Genomic DNA, 22,253 nt, shown 5'->3' on the forward strand with positions numbered 1-22,253 from the left:
AATGATGTGACGTTCTGTTAGCTGCATTCTCAACCTCCTGACCACATAATACCATGCTTGATTACTTATGCTTACAAACTGAATGAAGTTTTACAATACTCGGCACATTCCCTCATCTAGTAGGTTGGAGAGGGGGAGAGGGGGAGAGGGGGAGAGATGGGTGCTAACTTAGATTGTCACATCCTTAGCGGGCGATCGATGTTTGCGGGTAGGGAAACGGCAGGGTGCGGTGTCCTCCCTCCATCTACCGCCCCTGCACGGCTGGATGTACGATTGTCACATCCTTGGCCGGTTTAGAGGGCAATTTCATCATCCCATCCGGTGGATTTTACCCGTTTCCCACAGTCAGGAGACGGTAGTACCCATTGGTATCAACTTAAGCCGTTAGCCCGCCAGATTCCTGCCGCCCACCCGCCAGCCCGCCAGGGACTCAAGTCCCTGGCTAATAGAAGACAGTCCTCTCAAAAAGGACTAATGAGTTCTTGAGTCCTCTTTGAGAGGACTTTCGCTTTGATGCAGGGGTTTCAGCCCCTGCCGGACTATCGGACTGCGGGTTTGACGTTAAGTTGACACTCCTTGGGTAGTGCCGTGTCCCTACCACGATCGCGCGCCAGACCAAGATTGTGTATATTACAGCACGATTTGACCGCAACACTTAAAATAGTCTGGATTTAGCGATCGACTGCGCCCTTTCCCCATCAATATTTCTCCTTCGCTGGCGGCGCCTGTCAGCCGGAGTCGCGAGGTTCCGCTTCCAAAATGCTGATAATGGTGCACAATTTCAAATTAACAACAAAACTTGCACTGTTTTGAGTAAGCTTTTGGTGGAACAGCTCAGAGAGCCTGTTTCTCAGAATGATGCAAAATATCAAATTTATCATCAATCCTGTCCAATTACCAATTACGAACCTATGCCCCGCCGCCAAGACTTAAAAAAGATTCTCCTGATTGGTTCCGGCCCAATTGTTATCGGCCAAGCGTGCGAGTTCGACTATTCGGGGACACAAGCTTGCAAAGCTTTGCGAGAAGAAGGTTACGAAGTAGTGCTGGTGAATTCCAACCCTGCAACGATTATGACCGATCCGGAAACTGCCGATCGCATTTACATCGAACCCCTAACGCCGGCCATCCTCGAACAAATCATCGCTAAAGAAAGACCTCAAGCAATTTTACCGACAATGGGGGGTCAAACAGCACTAAATTTAGCCGTTGCCGTTGCTAAAAATGGTGTTCTGGAAAAGTACAATGTAGAGTTAATTGGCGCTAAATTACCAGCAATTGAAATGGCCGAAGATCGGCTGTTATTTAAGGAAGCGATGGCACGAATTGGTGTGGCAGTTTGCCCTTCGGGAATTGCTAACAATCTCGACGAAGCCAAAGCAATCGGCCACCAAATCGGTACTTATCCGTTAATTATCCGTCCGGCTTTTACAATGGGCGGCACGGGAGGCGGCATTTCTTACAATCAAGAAGAGTTTGAAGAAATGGCCCAAGGTGGCGTTGATGCTAGTCCGGTATCGCAAATTTTGATCGAACAATCTTTGATCGGTTGGAAAGAGTACGAACTGGAAGTGATGCGGGATTTGGCAGATAATGTAGTGATTATTTGTTCGATCGAGAATCTTGACCCGATGGGCGTGCACACGGGCGATTCGATTACCGTCGCACCAGCCCAAACTCTGACAGACAAAGAATATCAGCGCCTGCGCGATGCTTCGGTGAAAATTATCCGCGAAATTGGAGTAGAAACAGGTGGTTCTAACATTCAATTTGCAGTCAATCCAGTCAACGGCGATTTCATTGTCATTGAAATGAATCCCCGGGTTTCTCGTTCCTCCGCCTTGGCCTCGAAAGCAACAGGTTTCCCGATCGCCAAAATGGCGGCAAAATTAGCAGTAGGTTACACCCTAGACGAAATTTCCAACGATATTACCAAGAAAACTCCCGCGTCTTTTGAACCGACAATTGACTACGTGGTGACGAAGATTCCCCGATTTGCCTTTGAAAAGTTCCCCGGTTCCGAACCGACTCTGACAACGCAAATGAAGTCAGTAGGCGAGGTAATGGCGATCGGGCGCAGCTTCAACGAATCTTTCCAAAAAGCACTGCGGGGATTGGAAACTGGCCGCGCAGGTTTCGGGTGCGACAAACCGGAAAAGTTGCCGAGTTTGGAACAAATTCGCGCCGGATTGCGAACGCCAAATCCCGATCGCATTTTTACAGTCCGCCACGCGATGATGATGGGAATGTCCGTGGAAGACATCTTTGAACTCACAGCAATTGACCCCTGGTTTTTGGATAAAATGCAGGAATTGCTGGAAGCCGAGAAGTTTTTGAAACGAACTGCACTCAAACAGTTGACAAAAGACACAATGTTTGAAATAAAGCAGTTGGGATTTAGCGATCGCCAAATTGCTTACGCTACAAAAACATCGGAAGATGAAGTCCGCGCCTACCGCAAACAGTTAGGCGTCATCCCGATTTACAAAACAGTCGATACCTGCGCGGCCGAGTTTGAAGCCTTTACACCATATTACTATTCCACCTACGAAGCTGGAGCAGCAATTTGGGAATTGGGCGATGAAGAAAAGAAGATTTCGCCTGTCGGCCACAGTCTGGCGCCGGAGTCGGAAGTTTTGCCTTCTACTAAGCGCAAAGTCATGATTTTAGGTGGCGGCCCAAACCGGATCGGACAGGGGATTGAGTTTGATTACTGTTGCTGTCACGCTTCCTATTCCCTCGGGGAAGATGGGTTTGAGACAATTATGGTCAACTCGAACCCGGAGACGGTTTCGACAGACTACGATACGAGCGATCGCCTGTATTTTGAACCGCTAACCAAAGAAGATGTTCTCAACATCATCGAGGCGGAAAATCCGGAGGGAGTAATCATTCAATTTGGCGGACAAACGCCGCTGAAATTGGCGATTCCTTTGCAAAAAGCTCTCGAAAATCACCCCGACGTACAAACAAAAATCTGGGGAACTTCCCCGGATTCTATTGATGCGGCAGAAGACAGGGAAAGATTTGAAAAGATTCTGCGGGAATTGGATATTCAGCAAGCTGCTAACGGTTTGGCCCGTAGTTTTCAGGATTCCTTAATAGTAGCTCAACGGATCGGTTATCCAGTAGTTGTGCGGCCGAGTTACGTGTTGGGCGGGCGAGGGATGGAAATTGTTTATTCCGATGCGGAATTGGAACGCTACATGACTTATGCAGTACACGTAGAACCAGATCATCCGATTTTAATTGACAAGTTCTTGGAAAATGCGATCGAGGTTGATGTAGATGCGATCGCCGATGCGACTGGCAATGTCACCATCGGTGGTATTATGGAGCACATCGAAGAAGCGGGCATCCACTCCGGCGACTCGGCTTGTTCCATCCCTTACCAAACGCTTTCCGACGCAGCCTTAGTCACAATCCGCCGCCAGACAATAGAATTAGCCAAAGCCTTGAAAGTCATCGGGTTGATGAACATTCAATTTGCGGTACAAGGCGAACAGGTTTTCATTTTGGAAGCTAACCCGCGCGCTTCTCGTACAGTACCTTTCGTATCCAAAGCAATTGGAGTTCCCCTAGCCAAAATGGCATCGCGAGTCATGTCTGGCCAAACTCTGGAAGCTTTAGGTTTTACTAAAGAGATTATACCAATTCACGTTTCCGTGAAAGAAGCCGTGCTACCGTTTGCTAAATTCCCAGGAACTGATACATTGTTAGGGCCGGAAATGCGATCGACTGGCGAAGTCATGGGAATTGACACAGATTTCGGCAAAGCCTTCGCCAAAGCTCAACTCGGTGCTGGCCAAGTGATGCCGCAGTCTGGAACTGTGTTGGTTTCGATGCGCGATCGCGATAAACTAGCAGTAGTACCAGTAATCAAGGAATTCTTGGAATTGGGTTTCAAAATAGTCGCAACCCACGGTACGCGCAAAGTTTTGCGAGAGCAAGGTTTAGACGTAGATTTGGAATTGAAGCTGCACGAAGGGCGGCCAAATTTGTTGGATTCGATCAAGAATGAGAAAATCCAACTAATTATTACCACACCTTCCGGCGAAGAATCCCGCGCTGACGGCATCTTTATCCGTCGCACAGCTTTGACTTACAAAATCCCAATTATTACCACAATAGCCGGTGCTAAGGCGACAGCATCGGGAATTCGATCGCTCAAATCGCATCCGATGGAAGTGAAAGCAATTCAAGACTATTACCCGCAAGCGTAGAGTTATTGTAGGGTAGGCACTGCATACATTGCTGTAAATTTACGGTATAGGTACGTAGTTGCGCTTCAGCGCTCTTTTATATAAGACAAAAAAGAGCGCTGAAGCGCAACACGGTATAGGTACGTAGTTGCGCTTCAGCGCTCTTTTATTTATTATAGAAAAGAGCGCTCAAGCGCAACAACATACTTTTGAAAGTGGCGTAAGTTATGAAATCTATCTACGCACCGCCCCAAAACCTAATCTGAATGAGAATCCAAAGCACCGCTAGACAGCATCAACCTCGGCCAAACCAACAAGAAAAATCCCATCCAAGCCAATAAAGGAATCGCGACTAAAACTGTTATCCAAACAGTTTTTAACAAAAACCAACTCCCAGAAATCAAACTTGTCCCTGTCAAAAGAATCGACCAAGGCTGACACCACCAAGGTTTGTAGTTCCAAGGACTAACAGCTTTTTGTTCGGAAATAGATTTCATGTTTTTAGTGATTTTTTATATATAATAACCCAGTTAGCTCCATTAACCTAATTTAAACATTCATCACCTGTTCGGCTGTCAGCGTTAATTCTGGAAAAGTCCGCGACAAAATTCGATCGCTGCCCTTAAACGTAGTTGTTTGATAATTACCGTCTGCATCCAAAAGGTGGACAAATACAGTCGCAACTTTCGGCTTTCCGATGAATTTTGAGCTAGCAATTCCCAAATAATCCACAACCCAATATTCTGAAATTCCGAGACGCTGATACTCATCAAATTTGTGAATATAATCGACATTCCAATTCATTGATGTTACCTCCACCGCCAACTGAATTGGTTCGCGCAAGGCAGCATAAGCCGAGCGGTCATATCGCCACAAATCGCGATCGATTACACTGACATCGGGTCTCCGCCCTTGTTCTACTCCAGCTTTATTTACAGTTCTGATAGCTGTTTGGCTTGTCACTACATAATTTAAGCTCAGATTTTTGATTTGAGCGTAAAAAGAGTCACGGATGTAGCCGGCAACATCAATATGATTTCGGGTTGAAATTATTTCGACAATTTCTCCATTTACCAGTTCATAGAGTCCATCTTCGGGACATTCTACAAGAAATTGGTCAAAGGTCAACTTTTCTGTGACTGTTGCAATCATAAGATATCCTTATTTTGCAGGAATACTATTAGTCTATACTAGCACAGACAAGAATGAATTTGTTTTTTTGACCGCAGATGAAGGCGGATGAGCGGGGACGAACAAAAGATCGTGAAGCGAAGCTATCGGGAGCGTGAATCACCCTTCTGATATTTGACACTAAATATTTGACGCTGATATTTCACGAAAATGGTAAAATGCGATCGCCCTAGCAAGTTGCATTTAAATATGTTACTGACTTGATACAGTAAAGTGACAATGCTAAAAACCGAGCCACTCCAAGGTCAATCCTGAACCATGAGACTAGACGAAGCCGTAGAATTTGCCGAAAACCCAGAGCCACGGTGTCCCTGCGTCCTCCTGCTGGACACCTCCGGCTCCATGCAAGGCGCACCCATAGACGCTTTGAATGAGGGGCTGGAAGTTTTTAGGAATGACTTAATTAAAGATGAACTAGCTAAAAAGCGAGTCGAAGTCGCAATTATTTCCTTTGACAATAATATCAAAGTCGTGCAAGACTTCGTGACCGCCGATCAGTTCGAGACACCGCTGCTGACAGCCCAAGGACAAACCCACATGGGCGCCGGCATTCAGCTAGCACTAGACACCATTGCAGCCCGCAAATCCGAATACCGCAACAACGGCATTACCTATTACCGCCCGTGGGTATTTATGATTACCGACGGCGAACCTCAAGGCGAATCGGACGATGTTGTGGAAATCGCAGCACAGCGGATCAAAGAGGAAGAAACTAACAAGCGCGTGGCTTTTTTTGCAGTCGGTGTGGAAGGTGCGAATATCTCCCGTCTCGCGGAAATTGTCGATCGCACTCCTGTAAAATTAAAAGGATTAGACTTTCGAGAGATGTTCATTTGGCTGTCGGCTAGTATGCAGAGAGTTTCTCACTCAAAAATTGACGAACAAGTCGCACTTCCACCGCCCGGATGGGGAACTGTTTAGTCAGTTGGCAGTTTGCAGTTGGCAGTTTGCATCAGTCATTGGTAAGGTGCGAAGTGCTTACAATGAATTGGGAGAATCTCAATTTTGCTTTAAAAGTGCGAGCGTCCCCGCTCGCTTGGTTATAGAAGCGAGCGGGGACGATCGCTTGGTTATAGAAGCGAGCGGGGACGATCGCTTGGTTATAGAAGCGAGCGGGGACGATCGCACTACTACATAAAAATGCTTTTTACAACAATGAGATGCTCCCAATAAATTTCCATAGTTTTGAATTTACGAAGTTTTGAATACAAGAGTTATTAATGGATAATTCATTATTTAATTGGCAAGTTGTAGCCGCATCGGTGACTGGTACGAGCCACGAAAAACGATCGCAACCCTGTCAAGATGCCCACTGTTGGCGCGTCTTGTCTAACGGTGTTTTGGTAGCAGCGGTAGCTGACGGCGCGGGTTCGGCTGCACTGGCAGAAGTGGGGGCAAAAATTGCTGTGGAAGCGGTTGTGGAAACGATTTGTCAACAGGATTTGCAGCCTGAAAGTGACGAGGAATGGCAGGTATTTTTCACAGCATCCCTGCAAGTTGCGCGGGCGGCTGTGGAAGCGGAAGCTGCAACCCGGGAAGTGGCGGCGAGGGATTTAGCTTGCACTTTAATTGCGGTTGTGGCTACGCCGGAATTGATCGCGGTTGCTCAAATTGGCGATGGTGCGGCGGTGGCGGGCGATAGTGCGGGAAATGCGATCGCCCTTACGATACCTCCCTGCGGTGAATATATCAATGAAACCATATTTTTGATTTCGCCAAATGCGATCGAAACAGCGCAATTTCAGGTAATGCGGGAACCCCTGCGGCACTTGGCTGTGTTTTCCGACGGCTTGCAAATGCTCGCTCTCAAAATCCCCGAAGGTACGCCGCACGGGCCGTTTTTTGCACCTTTGTTTCGGTTTTCGGGCACGGCGAAGGAAGATGCGGATGCAAAAGAGCAATTAGAGTCGTTTTTGCGATCGCCCCGCGTGTGCGATCGCACCGATGATGACTTAACATTATTATTGGCAACTTTTGCGAGTTCGGAGGCACAGGAAACTCAAAAATAAACACATTGAAAAAGCAAACATCCATCTGCGTCAATCGGCATTTATCTGCGGTTAAAAATTCCCGATTCTGAATTTGGCAACAAGTCTAATCCCTTCAACTAAATGAGTGGCGAAAATTTGGTGCAGTTCTATAATAAAATCGAGGTGTCAACAATTCTGGTTTAGTCTGTACAGTAGGTCGTCACTTGCAAGCACAAGAGATTAAGGATAAGCTCAACTCCCTAATTAGCGAAGCAGATCTCATAGATCCGAGTTTGGCGAGAAGATTGGATGAAATCAATCGCTGGGTGAAAGATGTCAAACCCGGTTCGCTAACTGCTAAGAAATTTGTGCTGGCTTTTTTGCTACAGCTTATGCGAGATTCTCAGGTTTGGCTGGCGCTTCAATCCCTATCTTCGGAAAGAGATCGAGAAACGGCGTTTGAGTCAATGACTCCGGGCGAAAGGTATTGGTACGGCTATCTATTTCCTAAATGGCTGAGTGAAAACGATCGCAAATTTTACATCTGGAAACAAAAACTCAAGGCGGGTAAATTCGATCCGGGTGACGATCGCGTCATTCGTGCGATCGCCGCCCGGATAGTCGAACGCCAAGGCAGTGTTTTGTATCGCTATGTAGCAGATCTTTCTATGGCTACCGATTCGATCGTCAGCAACCGCCAACAGCAGCCCCTGTGCATTCAAGTCACTACTCTTTCTGATGAATTTTCTCAACAAAAATATGAAAATTGGCAACAAACTCTTCGAGGTTGGGGGATTGACAGAGGACTATTTTTAAGTTATGATACAAAAGATGCAAATTTCCTGAACCAGTTAGTTAACATTGCATTATATAATAGTGATAATTTGCCCGCAGGTCGCTACCTCAAATTCCCATAAATTCACCCGATCTGCTGCTGAGAATAGTTCGACTGCTCAAAATTCGGTGAACAAGAAATTTTGAATAACTCGCATATTGCAGAATTTTAGACAATGCCACCAACTTAATCATCAGCCCGCTTCCATTGGGCCCGAAGGCTACGCCAAGATTTTTCCTCCCATTCTCTGTTTCCCGGGGGGATATGGCAAAGTGCGGAAACAGGTAATTGATACGAATGCTAAACAACGAGAAGATTTACGGCAGCAATCAATAGCGGTAAGGTGTGTAATTCGCACCCTACAAAAGATAGAGGTTCTGCGTAATTCCTGGCCCAGCAACGGGAAGATTTACCGCAGCAATCAATAGCCGTAAGGTGCACGGCCCGATGGCTGCCTGTGAAAGATAGAGGTTCTCCGGAATTCTTGGCTGAGAAATGGGAAAATTTACCGAAACAATCAATCTATTCATTCAGTTGACAATTGACAGTTGACCGCTTGAGGGCATTTGACAATCATAAGGAAGAGGATTGGAGTAATGAATAGTCTTCTCTTAATTCCTCCCGATCGGGCTTGGGGCTTTAAACCAATTCTTTCAGGTAAAATAACTAGCAACTGGGTATAAATTGAATTGAGATTAGATTGAAGTGCGCTGAAATTGTTGGAATAAAATCAAATTACATCAAAATCAATACTATGACAGTAAAAGGTACAAGCACCGTTGAAAGCAATTTACAAAAAGTCTTTGAAGAACTAGAATCTGCCCGAAAAATGCAGGATGATTGGATGCACCACGGGGTGGATTTTGTTGATTTGTATGTGGAAAATGCTGGCGGTGATTGGTTGGAAAAGTGGGCAAAATGTGAAGAAGAATTAGAGCAGATAAAATTTAAACAGGTAGATATTGAAGCAGTCAAAGTAGCGATCGGCATTTCGGACTTTGGGCAAACCGAACTGCTGGAAACGGCCTTGAGCAGCCGCTGCGATCGCCCGGAGGAGTCTCCGGCTGGGGAAGATGTGAAGCAAAAACGGCTTTCACTCTTAGGCGGAGCGATTTTCGGTGCTGTTGTTACCGATTACCTGTACCGCGAATATCCCGAACTCGACTGCGATGCGATTTCAACCTTAAAAGCTCGTTTAGCAGACAGTCAAAAACTCTCGGAATTTGCCGAAAATCTGAAATTGAACGAACTCTGTCGGGGAGCCACCAGCGGGAAAGCAACAGAACAAAGCGAGTACAATAAATTTTTAGCCCAGATTTTTGAGGCTTTGTCGGGGGCGATTTACTTGGAATTCGATCGCGATTTTTTGCGTGCGGGTAACTGGCTGATCCAGCAGTCGATCGAAGGAACGATGGGCGAACACTTAGATCTAACTCAGCAGTCGAAAAGTACGCTCTTAAACGAGCTAAAACGGCGGGAAATCTTGGGTGCGGACATTCTAGAGGCGATCGCGATCGACTATTTGTACAACCGCTTTCCCGAATGCAACAGCAGCCAGTTAACCCGCTGGAAAAATCTGTTAGCCGCCAAAGAGATTTTTCCCAAAGACTTTAAGGCAAAATTAGGCAGTCATTACCTGGAATTGGAGAGCAATTTCTCGCGTACTCGCGACTGGCTGGTGGATAACTTTATCAAAACCGCAGTTGACGAACTGGAAGACGAAACAGGCGATCGGTTCATCAGTTGACAGTTGACAGTTGACAGTTGACAGCTACCTCTTGTGTGGATAGAAGAGGATTGGAGCAATGAATCATTTTCTTTGATTTCCCCCTAAACGGGGAGGCTTCAGACCCAATTTTATCGGTTAAACTAAAATCAACTCATTAAAAAGAATGGGAAAACAGCAATGGTTACACAACTGCAATCTCCCGAAAAATCAAATGTCATCTACCCAGACGATAACGGCGAACCGATGTCAAACAATACAGATCAGTTTCGATTAATTGTTTGGATTAAAGAAAACTTAGAATTGCTGTTTGCAAATGACCAGAATGTTTTTGTAGCGGGTGACTTGCTGTGGTATCCGGTGGAAGGAAATAATAAACTATGCCAAGCGCCAGATGTGATGGCAGTTTTTGGCATCCCCAAAGGATATCGAGGTTCTTACCAACAGTGGAACGAAGGTAATATTGCACCGCAAGTCGCCTTTGAAATTTGGTCGCCGGGAAATCGTCTGACTCCGATGATTCAAAAATTTCAATTTTACGAACGCTACGGTGTGGAAGAATACTATTTGTACAACCCGCAAACTTTAGAACTGACAGGATGGTTGCAGGTTGAGTCACAATTTGAAGCGATCGAACAAATGGACGGCTGGATCAGTCCGAGACTGGGAGTGCGGTTTCAATTATCTCAAACAGGACTCGAAATGTTCGGGGCTAACCAAGAACCGTTTATGAATTTTGTGGAACTCGATCGACTGCGACAGCAAGCCGAGGCGCGGGCCGAACAGGCAGAAATGCTGCTGGAACAAGAACGATCGCGATCGCAAGCCTTAGAATTAAGACTCCGAGACATGGGAATAGAGCCCGATCGACTGTAACCACAATTGCAAAATTGAACTATGGTGGAACAGGCATCTTGCCTGTTGCTGAGTTTTTCAGGACGGGCATGATGCCCATCCCACAATAAAATAGAATTATCGGTTTATCAGTGGGGTCGCTTTCTTCAATCTAAAATCTCAGATCTAAAATTCACGCATGAAAATTGGGGCTGAAGCCTTCCCGTTTAGGGGGAAATCAAATCCTCTTCTATCGACGGCTATGGGTAGCTGTCAACTGTCAACACTCCAATCCTCTTCTATCGACGGAAAAGATAGCTGTTAACTGTCAACTGTCAACTGTCAACTGTCAACTGATGACTAATCCTCTATCCCCTAACGGAATTCTATGCAGTTGCAACGCCAATTTAGCGGACAACTGATTGCGATCGACACCAACAGCGCGATCGCCAGTGGCGGTCAAGGTCGCATCTACCCGATCGCCAAAGACTCGTCCCTGGTAGCAAAAATCTACCACAAACCGACAGACGAAGACGGCGACAAACTCACAGTCATGTTCAGTATGCCACCGGATGCGCCGATCGCGGAACCGGGACACGCCTCAATTGCTTGGCCTCTCGATTTGCTGCATACTGTCGGCGGGCGCGAAAAAATCGTCGGTTTTGTGATGCCGCGCGTCAAGAAAGTGCTGCCGGTACACACTTTCTACACTCCCAAAACCAGGCGCGAACAAAAACCCCTATTTAACTATCTTTACCTCCACCGCACCGCCAGAAACCTCGCTTCGGCTGTAAATGCCCTCCACGTCAGGGGTTACGTCATTGGAGATGTCAACGAGTCGAATATTCTTGTCACGGATACGGCTTTAGTAACGCTGGTAGACACCGATTCGTTTCAAGTGCGCGATCCTTATACAGGTTACGTTTATCGGTGTCCCGTGGGGAAACCCGAGTTTACACCGCCGGAATTGCAGGGCCAGACTTTCCGCGATATCGATCGAGCCCCAGAGCACGATTTGTTCGGTTTGGGGGTATTAATTTTTCAATTGTTAATGGAAGGTACGCACCCGTTTTCGGGAGTGTATCTCGGTAGCGACGAACCGCCGTCTTTGGAGGCGAGAATTCGATCGGGCCATTTCCCCAGCGGTACCAAGCGGATACCCTACCGCCCGATGCCCGCAGCGCCATCTTTCGAGATGCTGCATCCCCGGCTGCGACAGATGTTTATCCGCTGTTTTGAGGAAGGGCACCGGAATCCGTCGGCGCGCCCGGATGCGAAAACTTGGGTGAATGCGATTCGGGAAGCGGAAGATTCTCTACTTACTTGCAGCAAAAACACTCAGCACAAATACGGAAATCATCTGAGTCGGTGCCCTTGGTGCGATCGGGCAAAACTCCTCAAAGGTCGCGATCCGTTTCCTTCGCGGCAGGCAGTCAGCAACGGATTGCACTTGCAGCCCGCCAAAACCAAGCGTAAAAAGCCCCAACCACCACCCGTCGTGAGGGAGACCGCAGTGCGCCGACAACAGCCCTCGACGGGGCTGCCGCGCCAACTGGGCAACTATCAAATGCCGATGCTACCGATTCCTTCTCGGAGTCGGACTCCGGCGCCTCAGATTCCCCCTAGCAAGTTTGAGCGGATTGTTCAGGATGCTGCTTGGGGTGGTGTTTGGGGTACTTTGTGTTTGGCGGCGGTGGCGGGGATTTTTTCGGCGATCGCGGAGGGCGGCGGCGCGATTTTGGGGGCAATTTTTGTCGGTTCGATTTGGGGCAGTTTTTTTGGGATGATGTGGGGCATTTTTACTTTGTCGCCGAACCAGATTTGGCGGAAGTGGGGGGGAGTTTTGCTGGGGACTCTCTGGGGGGCTTTCTTTTTGGCTGCGATCAGCGGTGTGGTGTTTGGGGCGATTAGTGATAATCGGGCGATCGGGCAAGGGATTTTGTCGGGCGCGGGGGTTGGTACTATCTGGGGCTGTACTTGGGCGGCTTTTTCGCCTCCTCTGGCACTGCCGATGGGGAGGGTGTGGGGCCGGCGGGGAGCATTTTTGGGGGCGGTTTGGGGAGCGTTTTTAGGAACTTTGGCTGGTGTTTTGCTGGGGGCTGGGTTGGTGGTTTGGCAGCAATATAACGGGCAGATGCGGCCGACGATCGAGTTTGGGGGTTTGTTGCTGGGTGTGGCAATTGTGGCGGCGGGTGTGGGTGCGATTGGAGGTTTAGTTTCTGGGAGTTTGTTGGGTGTTTGCGGGTTTGCGCCGAAGCTGCCGGTGTCGTTTCAGCCTTCGGGAATTCGGGGTGCGGCTTTGGGTGCGATTTGGGGGAGTTTTTTGGCGACTTTTGCAGGTGCGGTGTTGGGGGCGGGGGTTTGTGCGATATTTCCGACTCTGGGCGGTGGGGTGTCGGTGCAGTTGGCCCCTGTCGTAGGTGCGATCGTGGGGGCTGGTTTGGGGGCGATTTGGGGGGTAATTTCGGGTGCTGTTTGGGGCGCGTTGGGCAAGTGGTGATTTGATTTATAGCTTCAATTTGTTTTTTTGCACTCTTAGTTGCGATCGCGATCGAAGGTAATGTATTGAATAACGGACTGACAGAAAGCTACGGTGTGTGCTTAAGGTATGTTGTTGCGCTTGGGCGCTCTTTCAATATATAAGTAAGAGCGCCCAAGCGCAACTACGTACCTAATAATTCATTTTTATCTTGCGCCAGGTGAGTCCAGGAAAGTTTCAGATAATTGCATCTTTTCACTTAAGATGACAGTGACAATTCGGCTTTTCAATCAAAGACTCAACCAAAGCATTCAAAGCAACCGCCGCCAACAATCCGCCGCCAAAAGTCCCCACCGTCGTAATATAAGGAACGCCCGATCGCACTAACCGACGTTTCGCTACCGGAGAATGACTGAAGCCGATCGGCATTCCAATCACCAAAGCCGGTTGCAGTTCCCCGTTCGCGATCGCATCACAAACCGCCATCAGCACAGACGGCGCATATCCTACTACGATTATACATCCTTTTTCCAATTTCAATAACTTTTCAAACCACTCGCGCTCGTGCCAGAATTCCTGTTCCGCTTCCGCCGCAGCATTGATGTGCGGGTCATCAATTAAAGTTGTAATACTTGTTCCCAAATGCGCCAATCTTGTGCCATCCAAAGCCGCAAAAACAGGAGGCACATCAGCCACAATTTGACACCGATTTTTCAAAGCTTCCCGCGCCGATTTAATCGCCGTTTCGCTCAACTTCACAAACGGCAGCAGCGAACAATCACCGGATGCTAACACCAGTTTTGACAGCAAGTCTACCTCAATTTCCGAGCGATCGCTCAAATCCGGCAACAAATGCTGCAACGACTCCCCAAACGCCTCCGGGTGAGTGTGCGCCCCCGCATCCCAACCCTCCCAAAGTTGTTCCAACTGTCCCAACCCACCCTCAGTTTCCGCCTCCAACAGCCTCAATTGAGCCAGTGCGCCCGCTTGCACCGCTTGACACGAAAGATCCCGCCCCAGCAATCCTTCGAGGGCTGAAGCCGTTTCTCGTAGGCGCACAATCTGCTGAATTACCGACAGATATTGCTGTTGGAGAGTCGCCATCAGCGCGTCTGGGGAAGCCTCCGCGTCAGTTTCTAACAGCTTGCGGATGTGAGACAGTTGAAAGCCTTGCTGCTTGAGTGCGACGATTCTTTGGAGTCTTTGCACGTCGCTGCGGGTGTACAGTCTGTAGTTAGAAGTCGATCGCACCGCCGGAGATAGCAGCCCCAAAGCGTGATAGTGCCGCACCATCCGAGGCGTAATTGTGCCTTTTACTGCGTCTGTAAGTTGTTTGATTGTTAGATATTGTTGCTGCATATTGTTGTACGGGATTTTATGATTTTTTAACCGCAGATAGGGGCGGATGTACGGGGATGCACGCGGATGTGTGTTGGTAGCTTTTCAGAGTGGATTGTATATCTGACTATCGCATTTACCCCCAATCCTAGGAGTGAATCAATTCCCCGTCTCATAGCAGAAGTCGGTTAAAACCGACTGCAAAATTAGATGCCATTTTCAGCAAACTTCAGTCGTCTTTGAGACGACTTTTGCTTTGAGAAAGGGGTTTTCAACCCCTGGCGGGCTTTCGGAGTAGCGAGTTGAACCATCGCATCTCCGAACCGCCGATGCTTAATTTATTTTAGTTTTACTCTTGACATTGACACTAATGTCAAGGTTTACGATGCAGGAGTCATTCTACCAAATCAAATTTCTCCCATAACCGAAAGCAATTTTGTTCGAGACACCCGGTAGAGGCTGCGGAAACACATAAAAGTTCCGCATCCTGACAACCAGCCGCTGGATTCAACCACGGGCTTAATTCTTCAATCCCAAATCTAAAATCCAAAATCTAAAATCCCATGACTCCCAATTCCCTCCCCATTTCTCGCCTCTCGCGCCTCGCCGAAGAACATCCCGATGCTGTGACTGCCGCCCTGTGCGGAATTCTAGTAATTTTGGGTTCGATCGCCCTACAAGTCGGTTGGCTGGGCTTAGCGGTGTTAATATTGCCCGCTGCTTACGTTATCGGCGGCTATTCCAGCACCCGCGAAGGGTTGACTACGCTGTTTGAAGAACATGAATTAGATGTAGATTTGTTGATGATTGTGGCTGCTTTGGGCGCGGCCGGTTTGGGGCTGTGGCGGCGAGAATATCATTTAATTGTGGATGGTGCTGTTTTAATTTTAATCTTTGCAATTAGCGGCGCGCTAGAAGGTTATGCTATGCAGCGGACTGAACGGAGTATTCGCAGTTTGATGAGCTTGACTGCGGATACTGCGCGGGTGCTAATGTACGATGGGGAAAGGGAAATTGCGATCGACAAATTGGCAATTGGCGATCGTATTTTAGTCAAGCCCGGAGAAATCATCCCCACAGATGCAATAATTATCGAAGGCTACAGCAGCCTGAATCAAGCCTCAATTACCGGCGAATCGATGCCCGTGGAAAAAACCGCCGGCGATGAAGTTTATGCAGGTACGATTAACGGTGCCGGCGCGTTACAATTGGAAGTGCACAAAAGTCCAGAAAGCAGTTTGATTCAGCGAGTGATTCGGCTGGTGCAACAAGCGCAAACAGAAGCGCCGCCTTCTCAGCAGTTTGTCGAAAAGTTCGAGCGCGGTTATGCTAAATTAATTGTCGGTTTAGGCTTGCTGCTAGCAACTTTGCCGCCCTTTGTTTTGGGCTGGAATTGGGAAGACACCATCTATCGGGCGCTGATTTTCCTAGTAGTCGCTTCTCCCTGTGCGCTGATGGCTTCGATTATGCCGGCGCTGCTGTCGGGGATTGCTAACGGCGCGAGACAGGGGATTTTGTTTAAAAGTGGCGCGCAATTAGAGATAATAGGTCAAGTTCGGGCGATCGCCTTTGACAAAACTGGAACCCTCACCACCGGAAAACCGCAAGTTATCCAAATTGTACCAGCAACCGGATATACTGAAACAGAAGTTCTGCAATTGGCTGCGGCTCTGGAAGCTCATTCCGAACACGCGATCGGCCAAGCAATTGTCCAAGCCGCAAATCAGCAACAGTTACCGTTGTCAAGTGCTACAGACGTACAAGCAAAAATCGGTCAAGGAATTGTCGGTAAAGTTAACAATCAAACCATTACTATTGGTAAAGCCGGTTTTGTCGGAGCAACTGCTGAGTTAACTGAAGTAAGTCATCAGTTGCAAGGGGAAGGAAAAACGGTTGTTTGGGTGGCAAAGGAGGATGAACTTTTAGGTATCATTGCAGTAGCAGATACAGTCCGCCCGGAAGCAGCAGCCACGATAAAACGCTTGCAAAAATTAGGCGTAGAACATATCATAATGCTGACAGGCGACAACCAGCAAACCGCTGAATATATCGCCCGCCAATTAGGCATCAATGAAGTGTACGCCGAACTTTTGCCAGAAGACAAAGTGCACCTAATTAAAAAGTTGCAAACCCAGTATCAAACCGTCGCAATGGTAGGAGACGGCATCAACGACGCCCCCGCCCTCGCCCAGGCTTCCGTGGGAATTGCGATGGGGATTTCCGGTAGCGATGTGGCTTTAGAAACTGCTGACATCGTATTAATGGCGGACAAGTTAGAACAACTAGCTAAAGCAATTAGTTTGGGGCGGCGCGCTCAAAATGTAGTCAAGCAAAACATTATTTTTGCACTCAGTTGCATTATACTGTTATTGGCTGCTAATTTTCTCGGAAATATCACAATGCCGATCGGCGTCATCGGTCATGAAGGGTCTACAGTTTTAGTGACATTGAGTGGTTTGCGGCTGCTGAGACATTAATTAGATTAATCGTTTCCAGACGAATTTGTAGGGGCGGGTTCACCAACAATTTACGATAAAAATCAACAATTTCATAAACCCGCCCTCCCCCACCAACAATAAAAATGTACCATAAATTTATTTGTAAAATGTTGATGTAAATAATCGCGGGGATGGGGCGGGTTTATGAGATTATTTGTGGGTTTCATATATGGTGGGTGAACCCGCCCCTACTATTATCGCTCAATTTTCACGATTTAATTCACTCAGAGATGTCATAATATTTTGAGCTATTTTCAAAGCGATTTTAACATCGCTTGATAATGTAAATACCGTATCCGCATAATCTGCCTTATTCCTGAACAGCCTTAATCTGCTTAAGTTCTCCCCTATTTTTATCATTTTTTTAGCTTTAGATTTATGAAAAATAAATTCTTCAGCCACATATTGATGTTCGTTAATATCAGAATTTTTGCGAGAAAGCCTAGAGTCTTGTTCAACATCGCGCAAGTAATTTCTAGCTAAGCAGAATACTGCATAGTATGATCGACTTATTGCCGATCGCAATTTTGCCTCATTATTGTCAGAATCGCCAGAGATTGTCGCCAATTCTTGGGCTAAATTCAAATATTCAGACCAATCAAATCTCATTTGACTCAAATCCCAAACTAATATGCAATTTACTATTAGTAACAGTAGTTATCTTATCCAGCCACCAAGTATCATCAAGAATCATCAATTTTTCAAAAGCTTCATCAACTTCTAGTTTAGTGTAGATCGTAATCCAGAGCGATCGCCAATTGGCAATTTCTGGATCGGTTTTCACTTCCAAGGCTAATCTTTCGCTAGGGAATAGTTCTCTAACTTGAGAATGAGCTTCTAAAATCACACTTAGCATTACTTCCTGCTCAATAATTAACTTAAAAGCTTCAAGAGGTTCTTCTACCGTGTAGAGACTTCGGATTTTATTGAAATCAGCGATTAAATCGTCAAAGGGTTCTGTTTTAATAGCTTGCTCTTGGATAGCAGTCATAATTATTGCTTCTGAATGCTTTACTTGTTAAAATTTTAGCAAAGATGGGCGCTATTGTGGAAAGCCTGTGTGTCATGCCGATCGAATTTACGCACGGGTGGCGAGAAACCGAATATGTTTGTGATGGTGATACCGAAGTATTGTCCTAAAAAAGCCGATTTCTGGTTACTCGTGAGTATTTGTAGGGTGTGGATACATCAAAAATCTCTCAACAAAGAGCGACAATTTAAGAGCGACGCACCTTATATATAAGGAATAGAAATTAAATAACTTAAGCAAATTTGTGGGATGGGCGGGAGAGCCCGTGCAGAAAGGACGGGCGGGACGCCCATCCCACAACAATCATCAAAGTGTAAGTTATTAAATTTTCATTCCTAAGGCTCAAAAAACAAATCAAAAAAATGTTGGGTTTGTTGGCGCACGGATTGTGAACCAAGAAAGGTGCGTCGCTAGGAGATTGTTTGTCACATTTAGGGATTTTCGCGACACACCCTACAACTAATTTCTCTCGCTGCGTGGCGAGAAACCGGGTTTCTATGAATATTTTTGGTTGAGTACGAAAAATTTAGGAAGAAACCCGGTTTCTGGGATTAGCAGAGAAACCGGGTTTCTATGAATATTTTCGGTTGAGTAAGAAAAATCTAGGAAGAAACCCGGTTTCTGGGATTAGCATTTTCACAAATTGATTTACAAAACTACTTAATAGTTCATAGGAATTAACGATTGCCGGGATCTATTTAAGTTTAAACTAAGAACGATCGCAAAATAAAAGTTTTCAGATTCACCAGGGAAGAGATCGGAGAAACTGGCAAACACAAGTTTTTTTCCTGAATATCATCTTCTCCTTCCCCTTCCCCTTCACTTTGTGTAGGAGGCTATATGAACGAAAATGTCATTAGGGCCACGCGAAACGTTGCAATTGTTGGCCCTTATTTAAGCGGTAAAACCGCACTTCTCGAAAGTTTGCTGTCGGTGACAGGGACGATTACTCGCAAGGGTAATGCTAAGGATGGTAATACGGTAGGTGACAGTTCGCCCGAACCGCGCGATCGCAAAATGAGCGTAGAAGTAAACGCCGCGAGCACCGAATACGAAAACGTCCGCTTCACATTTCTTGACTGTCCCGGCTCGATCGAATTTGTCCAAGAAACTTACAATGCACTTATCGGTGTCGATGCAGCCGTGATTGTTTGCGAACCGGTTGCCGATCGCACTTTAACCCTCGCCCCGCTGTTCAAATTCCTCGACGATTGGGAAATTCCCCACCTAGTTTTCATCAATAAGATCGATCGCGCTTGCACAGACGAAACCACCTGCGGTAGCAACTTCACCGACGTACTCAACGCGCTCAAATCCGTTTCCAGCAGACCAATTGTACCTCACCAATACCCGATCGGCAAAAACGAACAAATCATCGGTTTTATCGACTTAGTAACCGAACAAGCTTACCACTATCACTCCGGCGCACCCGCAGATCCCGTCCCGCTTCCCGAACACCTCAAAGCACAAGAAAGCGCCGCGCGACAGGAAATGCTCGAAGAATTAGCCAATTTTGACGATCGTTTACTCGAAGAATTGCTGGAAGAAATCAATCCCGATGCTGAAGAGATTACCCGCGATTTCAAGATGGAATTAGGCGCGGATTTAATAGTGCCCGTATTCATCGGTATCGCCGAACAAGATTTCGGCGTGCGGCCTCTGTTGGAAGCTTTACTCAGAGAAGCGCCGACACCGGAAACTACAGCAGAGCGACGCGGTTTTATACAAAGTGAAAACAAGGTTCTCGGTCAAATTCTCAAAACCTATTACACGCCTCAAGGAGGTAAGTTATCGTTAGTGAGAATCTGGCGGGGAACGCTCGCAGATGGAGCAGTTTTGAGCGGGGTTCGAGTTAACGGTTTGTACCGATTGACCGGCCAGCAAACGCAAAGTTTGCAGTCCGTCAGTGCCGGGGAAATTGTGGCTGTGGGCAGGCTGGAAGGCTTGAGAACAGGCGATGTGCTGGGTTCTGACGAATTCTTGCCAAAAGCTGAAATCATCTCGCCTGTGTACGCACTGGCGATCGTCCCCGAAAAGCGCAACGATGAAGTTAAGTTGAGTTCTGCCTTAGCTAAACTATTAGAAGAAGACCCATCTTTAGTTTGGGAACAGCACGGAGATACTCACGAAGTTATACTTTGGGGTCAAGGCGAAATTCATCTGAAAGTAGCCTTAGATAGGTTGCGCCGCAAGTACAATTTGCCGATGGTAACTCACTTACCGCAAGTACCGTACAAAGAAACCATCCGCAAACCCGCATCATCCATTCACGGGCGCTACAAACACCAAAGCGGCGGACACGGACAGTTTGGCGACGTGTACCTCGATATCGCACCGCAGCCTCGCGGAGAAGGTTTCAATTTCACTGACAAAATAGTCGGCGGAGTCGTTCCAAAACAGTATATTCCCGGCGTTGAAGTGGGAGTGCGCGAATATTTGGATCGCGGCCCGTTGGGTTTTCCCGTGGTAGATGTATCAGTGACTCTGACTAACGGTTCCTATCATTCTGTTGATAGTTCGGAACAAGCTTTTAAGCAGGCGGCGCGGTTGGCGATGCAGTCGGGGATGGAGAAGTGCGAATCAACTTTGCTGGAGCCGATCGCCAAAGTTGAAATTTGCGCTCCCAACGAGTGTACATCAAAGGTGTTGCAGTTGGTCAGCGGACATCGCGGTCAAATTCTCGGCTATGAGGGTAAAGCAGACTGGAAGGGATGGGATGCTGTTTCGGCTTATTTGCCGATCGCCGAAATGCAGAATTTGATCGTAGAATTGCGATCGCAGACGATGGGAGTCGGATTTTTTAACTGGGAGTTCGATCGATTACAAGAAGTACCGGAACCTTTGGCTAAGCGGGTTTTGCTTACGACTGGTGGGAATGGGAATGGTAACGGTAAAAATTAAGCTGTAGCGGCGGGTTCACCAACCATATATAACGATGACCAACAATATATAAAAACCCGCCCCATCCCACCATAAATCTGAATGTACATTGATATTGTTTGTTGGGTGGGGCGGGTTTTTGAGATTGTTTGTTGGGTGGCGATTATGGTTGGTTAACCCGCCCCTACAGCATTAAAAACACTTTTCAATTCATGTTGGGTGGGGTGGGTTTACTTTAAGAACTCGGGTATCTAGCGTTCACTACCAACCTTGTTTTAAACTGGTTTAGCCCACGACAGCCAAGTTTCCATCGGGCGGAAACCGACTGATTGGTAAAGCTTTGTTGCACCTGTCAAACTGTCGGCATCGACGCTGAGTTTAGCTGTATTTGCACCCGCCGCTTTTAAGGTGTGCAAACCAGCTAGCAGCATCGCTTTTCCTAAGCCCATTTTGCGAAAGTCCCGCCGCGTACCCAATAGTTCAATCCAACCGTCTTTTGCGTCGCTGCGGGGGTTTTTTTGGGGTTTGATTTGACAGTCGCAAAATGCTGCAAATTTACGATCGCCCGAAACAGCAATTAAGTCTAATTCCGGCTGATAATTCTCGTCTTGCATCCAGTATCGCACGGTTTCGGCTGTTAAATCGTGGTGGTTCCAGTGATCGATAAATGACTGGTTGAACATTTCTACCCAGGGTTGGATGTCTTTTTCCCCGGATACGTGCGTCAGGGCAAAATCTGCGGGAAATTCGGGTGCGGGAATTGGTTCGGCGAGCGATCGCGTCATTGTGAGAAAATAGCGATCGACTTCAAAGCCCTCTTTCTCTAACAGCCGCATCTCGTCGCTTTCATCTTCCCGACTGTAGGTACGCAATTTCGCGGGCAAATTCCGTTGTTTCGAGACTTCGCCCAGGCGCTTTTCGCCCCATTTAATGATATCTTTTTCCAAATCTTGGCCGCGCGCCTTTGGATGCACGTAAAACCAGAGACAGCCGTCTATTTCATCCTGGGAATCGGGCATATCTAGGAGTGCTAAACCAATTAGTCTGTAGTTTCCGTCTTCCCACAACTGTACGTCGCGGGCTTTGTCGAGTGTGGGGGCGTCGAGTACAAGCTTTACTTCGCTGGCGGATACTTCTTCGCCGACTCCATCGACTGCTTCGCAAGCATCGATTAAATTGGCGATCGCGCACCAGTCACTTTCACCTTTGTAGGAGCGTGTTGTCAAGATATTCATAGAAAACTTTGCAATCCGTAAATTCGGACTGTTCC

The 22,253-nt window shown here is 47.2% G+C and carries 18 protein-coding genes; 11 read left to right on the top strand and 7 right to left on the bottom strand.

Going from position 1 to position 22,253, the window contains the following annotated elements:
• Window positions 1-156 precede the first annotated feature (156 nt).
• The gene (locus tag JGK36_RS18585) at window positions 157-297 is read left to right on the top strand and encodes a hypothetical protein (RefSeq protein ID WP_293186273.1); all 141 of its coding nucleotides are present in this window, start codon (window positions 157-159) and stop codon (window positions 295-297) included.
• Window positions 298-630: 333 nt separating this feature from the next.
• Here the strand turns inward: JGK36_RS18585 and JGK36_RS18590 are convergent, their stop codons facing one another.
• On the bottom strand, window positions 631-777 hold the full coding sequence (locus JGK36_RS18590) for a hypothetical protein (RefSeq protein ID WP_293193436.1): 147 nt from the start codon (window positions 775-777) through the stop codon (window positions 631-633).
• A 134-nt stretch (window positions 778-911) separates the two neighbouring features.
• On the opposite strand from JGK36_RS18590, the gene carB reads away from it, so the two are divergent.
• On the top strand, window positions 912-4,223 hold the full coding sequence (gene carB, locus JGK36_RS18595; RefSeq protein ID WP_293197811.1) for a carbamoyl-phosphate synthase large subunit: 3,312 nt from the start codon (window positions 912-914) through the stop codon (window positions 4,221-4,223).
• A gap of 236 nt (window positions 4,224-4,459) precedes the next feature.
• Here carB and JGK36_RS18600 read toward each other — a convergent pair whose 3' ends face one another.
• Both JGK36_RS18600 and JGK36_RS18605 read right to left on the bottom strand, forming a co-directional pair.
• Window positions 4,460-4,699, bottom strand: a complete 240-nt coding sequence (locus tag JGK36_RS18600; protein WP_293157989.1) for a DUF6737 family protein — start codon at window positions 4,697-4,699, stop codon at window positions 4,460-4,462.
• A gap of 52 nt (window positions 4,700-4,751) precedes the next feature.
• On the bottom strand, window positions 4,752-5,354 hold the full coding sequence (locus tag JGK36_RS18605) for a Uma2 family endonuclease (protein ID WP_293197794.1): 603 nt from the start codon (window positions 5,352-5,354) through the stop codon (window positions 4,752-4,754).
• Between the two features lie 297 nt (window positions 5,355-5,651).
• Here JGK36_RS18605 and JGK36_RS18610 point away from each other — a divergent pair, with 297 nt between their 5' ends.
• The 7 genes from JGK36_RS18610 to JGK36_RS18640 all read left to right on the top strand — a co-directional run bounded on the left by JGK36_RS18610 (window position 5,652) and on the right by JGK36_RS18640 (window position 13,258).
• Window positions 5,652-6,314 (top strand): VWA domain-containing protein, encoded by a 663-nt coding sequence (locus JGK36_RS18610; RefSeq protein ID WP_293186269.1) that lies wholly within the window; start codon window positions 5,652-5,654, stop codon window positions 6,312-6,314.
• Window positions 6,315-6,318: 4 nt separating this feature from the next.
• Window positions 6,319-6,531, top strand: a complete 213-nt coding sequence (locus tag JGK36_RS18615) for a hypothetical protein (RefSeq protein ID WP_293197796.1) — start codon at window positions 6,319-6,321, stop codon at window positions 6,529-6,531.
• 82 nt (window positions 6,532-6,613) lie between these two features.
• Window positions 6,614-7,402, top strand: coding sequence for a PP2C family serine/threonine-protein phosphatase (locus JGK36_RS18620; RefSeq protein WP_293197798.1), 789 nt, complete (start codon window positions 6,614-6,616; stop codon window positions 7,400-7,402).
• 185 nt (window positions 7,403-7,587) lie between these two features.
• Window positions 7,588-8,280, top strand: coding sequence for a hypothetical protein (locus tag JGK36_RS18625; RefSeq protein WP_293197800.1), 693 nt, complete (start codon window positions 7,588-7,590; stop codon window positions 8,278-8,280).
• A 672-nt stretch (window positions 8,281-8,952) separates the two neighbouring features.
• Window positions 8,953-9,945 (top strand): ribonuclease III domain-containing protein, encoded by a 993-nt coding sequence (locus tag JGK36_RS18630; protein WP_293197802.1) that lies wholly within the window; start codon window positions 8,953-8,955, stop codon window positions 9,943-9,945.
• Window positions 9,946-10,104: 159 nt separating this feature from the next.
• Window positions 10,105-10,800 carry a Uma2 family endonuclease gene (locus JGK36_RS18635; RefSeq protein ID WP_293186262.1) on the top strand — a complete coding sequence of 232 codons (696 nt, stop codon included), beginning with the start codon at window positions 10,105-10,107 and terminating at the stop codon, window positions 10,798-10,800.
• A gap of 346 nt (window positions 10,801-11,146) precedes the next feature.
• Window positions 11,147-13,258, top strand: a complete 2,112-nt coding sequence (locus JGK36_RS18640) for a DNA-binding protein (RefSeq protein WP_293197803.1) — start codon at window positions 11,147-11,149, stop codon at window positions 13,256-13,258.
• 234 nt (window positions 13,259-13,492) lie between these two features.
• Here JGK36_RS18640 and JGK36_RS18645 read toward each other — a convergent pair whose 3' ends face one another.
• Window positions 13,493-14,596 (bottom strand): precorrin-8X methylmutase, encoded by a 1,104-nt coding sequence (locus JGK36_RS18645; protein ID WP_293197805.1) that lies wholly within the window; start codon window positions 14,594-14,596, stop codon window positions 13,493-13,495.
• A 542-nt stretch (window positions 14,597-15,138) separates the two neighbouring features.
• Between JGK36_RS18645 and JGK36_RS18650 the strand changes: the two genes are divergently transcribed.
• Window positions 15,139-17,052: a heavy metal translocating P-type ATPase gene (locus tag JGK36_RS18650; protein ID WP_293197806.1), complete on the top strand. Its 1,914-nt coding sequence runs from the start codon at window positions 15,139-15,141 to the stop codon at window positions 17,050-17,052.
• A 222-nt stretch (window positions 17,053-17,274) separates the two neighbouring features.
• Here JGK36_RS18650 and JGK36_RS18655 read toward each other — a convergent pair whose 3' ends face one another.
• Window positions 17,275-17,682 carry a HEPN domain-containing protein gene (locus JGK36_RS18655; RefSeq protein ID WP_293186256.1) on the bottom strand — a complete coding sequence of 136 codons (408 nt, stop codon included), beginning with the start codon at window positions 17,680-17,682 and terminating at the stop codon, window positions 17,275-17,277.
• The gene (locus JGK36_RS18660) at window positions 17,672-18,064 is read right to left on the bottom strand and encodes a peptidase (protein ID WP_293186254.1); all 393 of its coding nucleotides are present in this window, start codon (window positions 18,062-18,064) and stop codon (window positions 17,672-17,674) included. The genes JGK36_RS18655 and JGK36_RS18660 overlap by 11 nt, the downstream gene beginning before the upstream one ends.
• Window positions 18,065-18,943: 879 nt before the next feature.
• Here JGK36_RS18660 and JGK36_RS18665 point away from each other — a divergent pair.
• A complete protein-coding gene (locus JGK36_RS18665) occupies window positions 18,944-21,004 on the top strand; it encodes an elongation factor G (RefSeq protein ID WP_293197808.1) in 2,061 nt (686 codons plus the stop codon).
• Between the two features lie 254 nt (window positions 21,005-21,258).
• Here JGK36_RS18665 and JGK36_RS18670 read toward each other — a convergent pair whose 3' ends face one another.
• The gene (locus tag JGK36_RS18670) at window positions 21,259-22,218 is read right to left on the bottom strand and encodes a GNAT family N-acetyltransferase (protein WP_293193398.1); all 960 of its coding nucleotides are present in this window, start codon (window positions 22,216-22,218) and stop codon (window positions 21,259-21,261) included.
• Between the last annotated feature and the right edge of the window lie 35 nt (window positions 22,219-22,253).

The organism is Microcoleus sp. PH2017_35_SFW_U_B (genome assembly GCF_020737865.1).
Taxonomy (GTDB): Bacteria; Cyanobacteriota; Cyanobacteriia; order Cyanobacteriales; family Microcoleaceae; genus Microcoleus.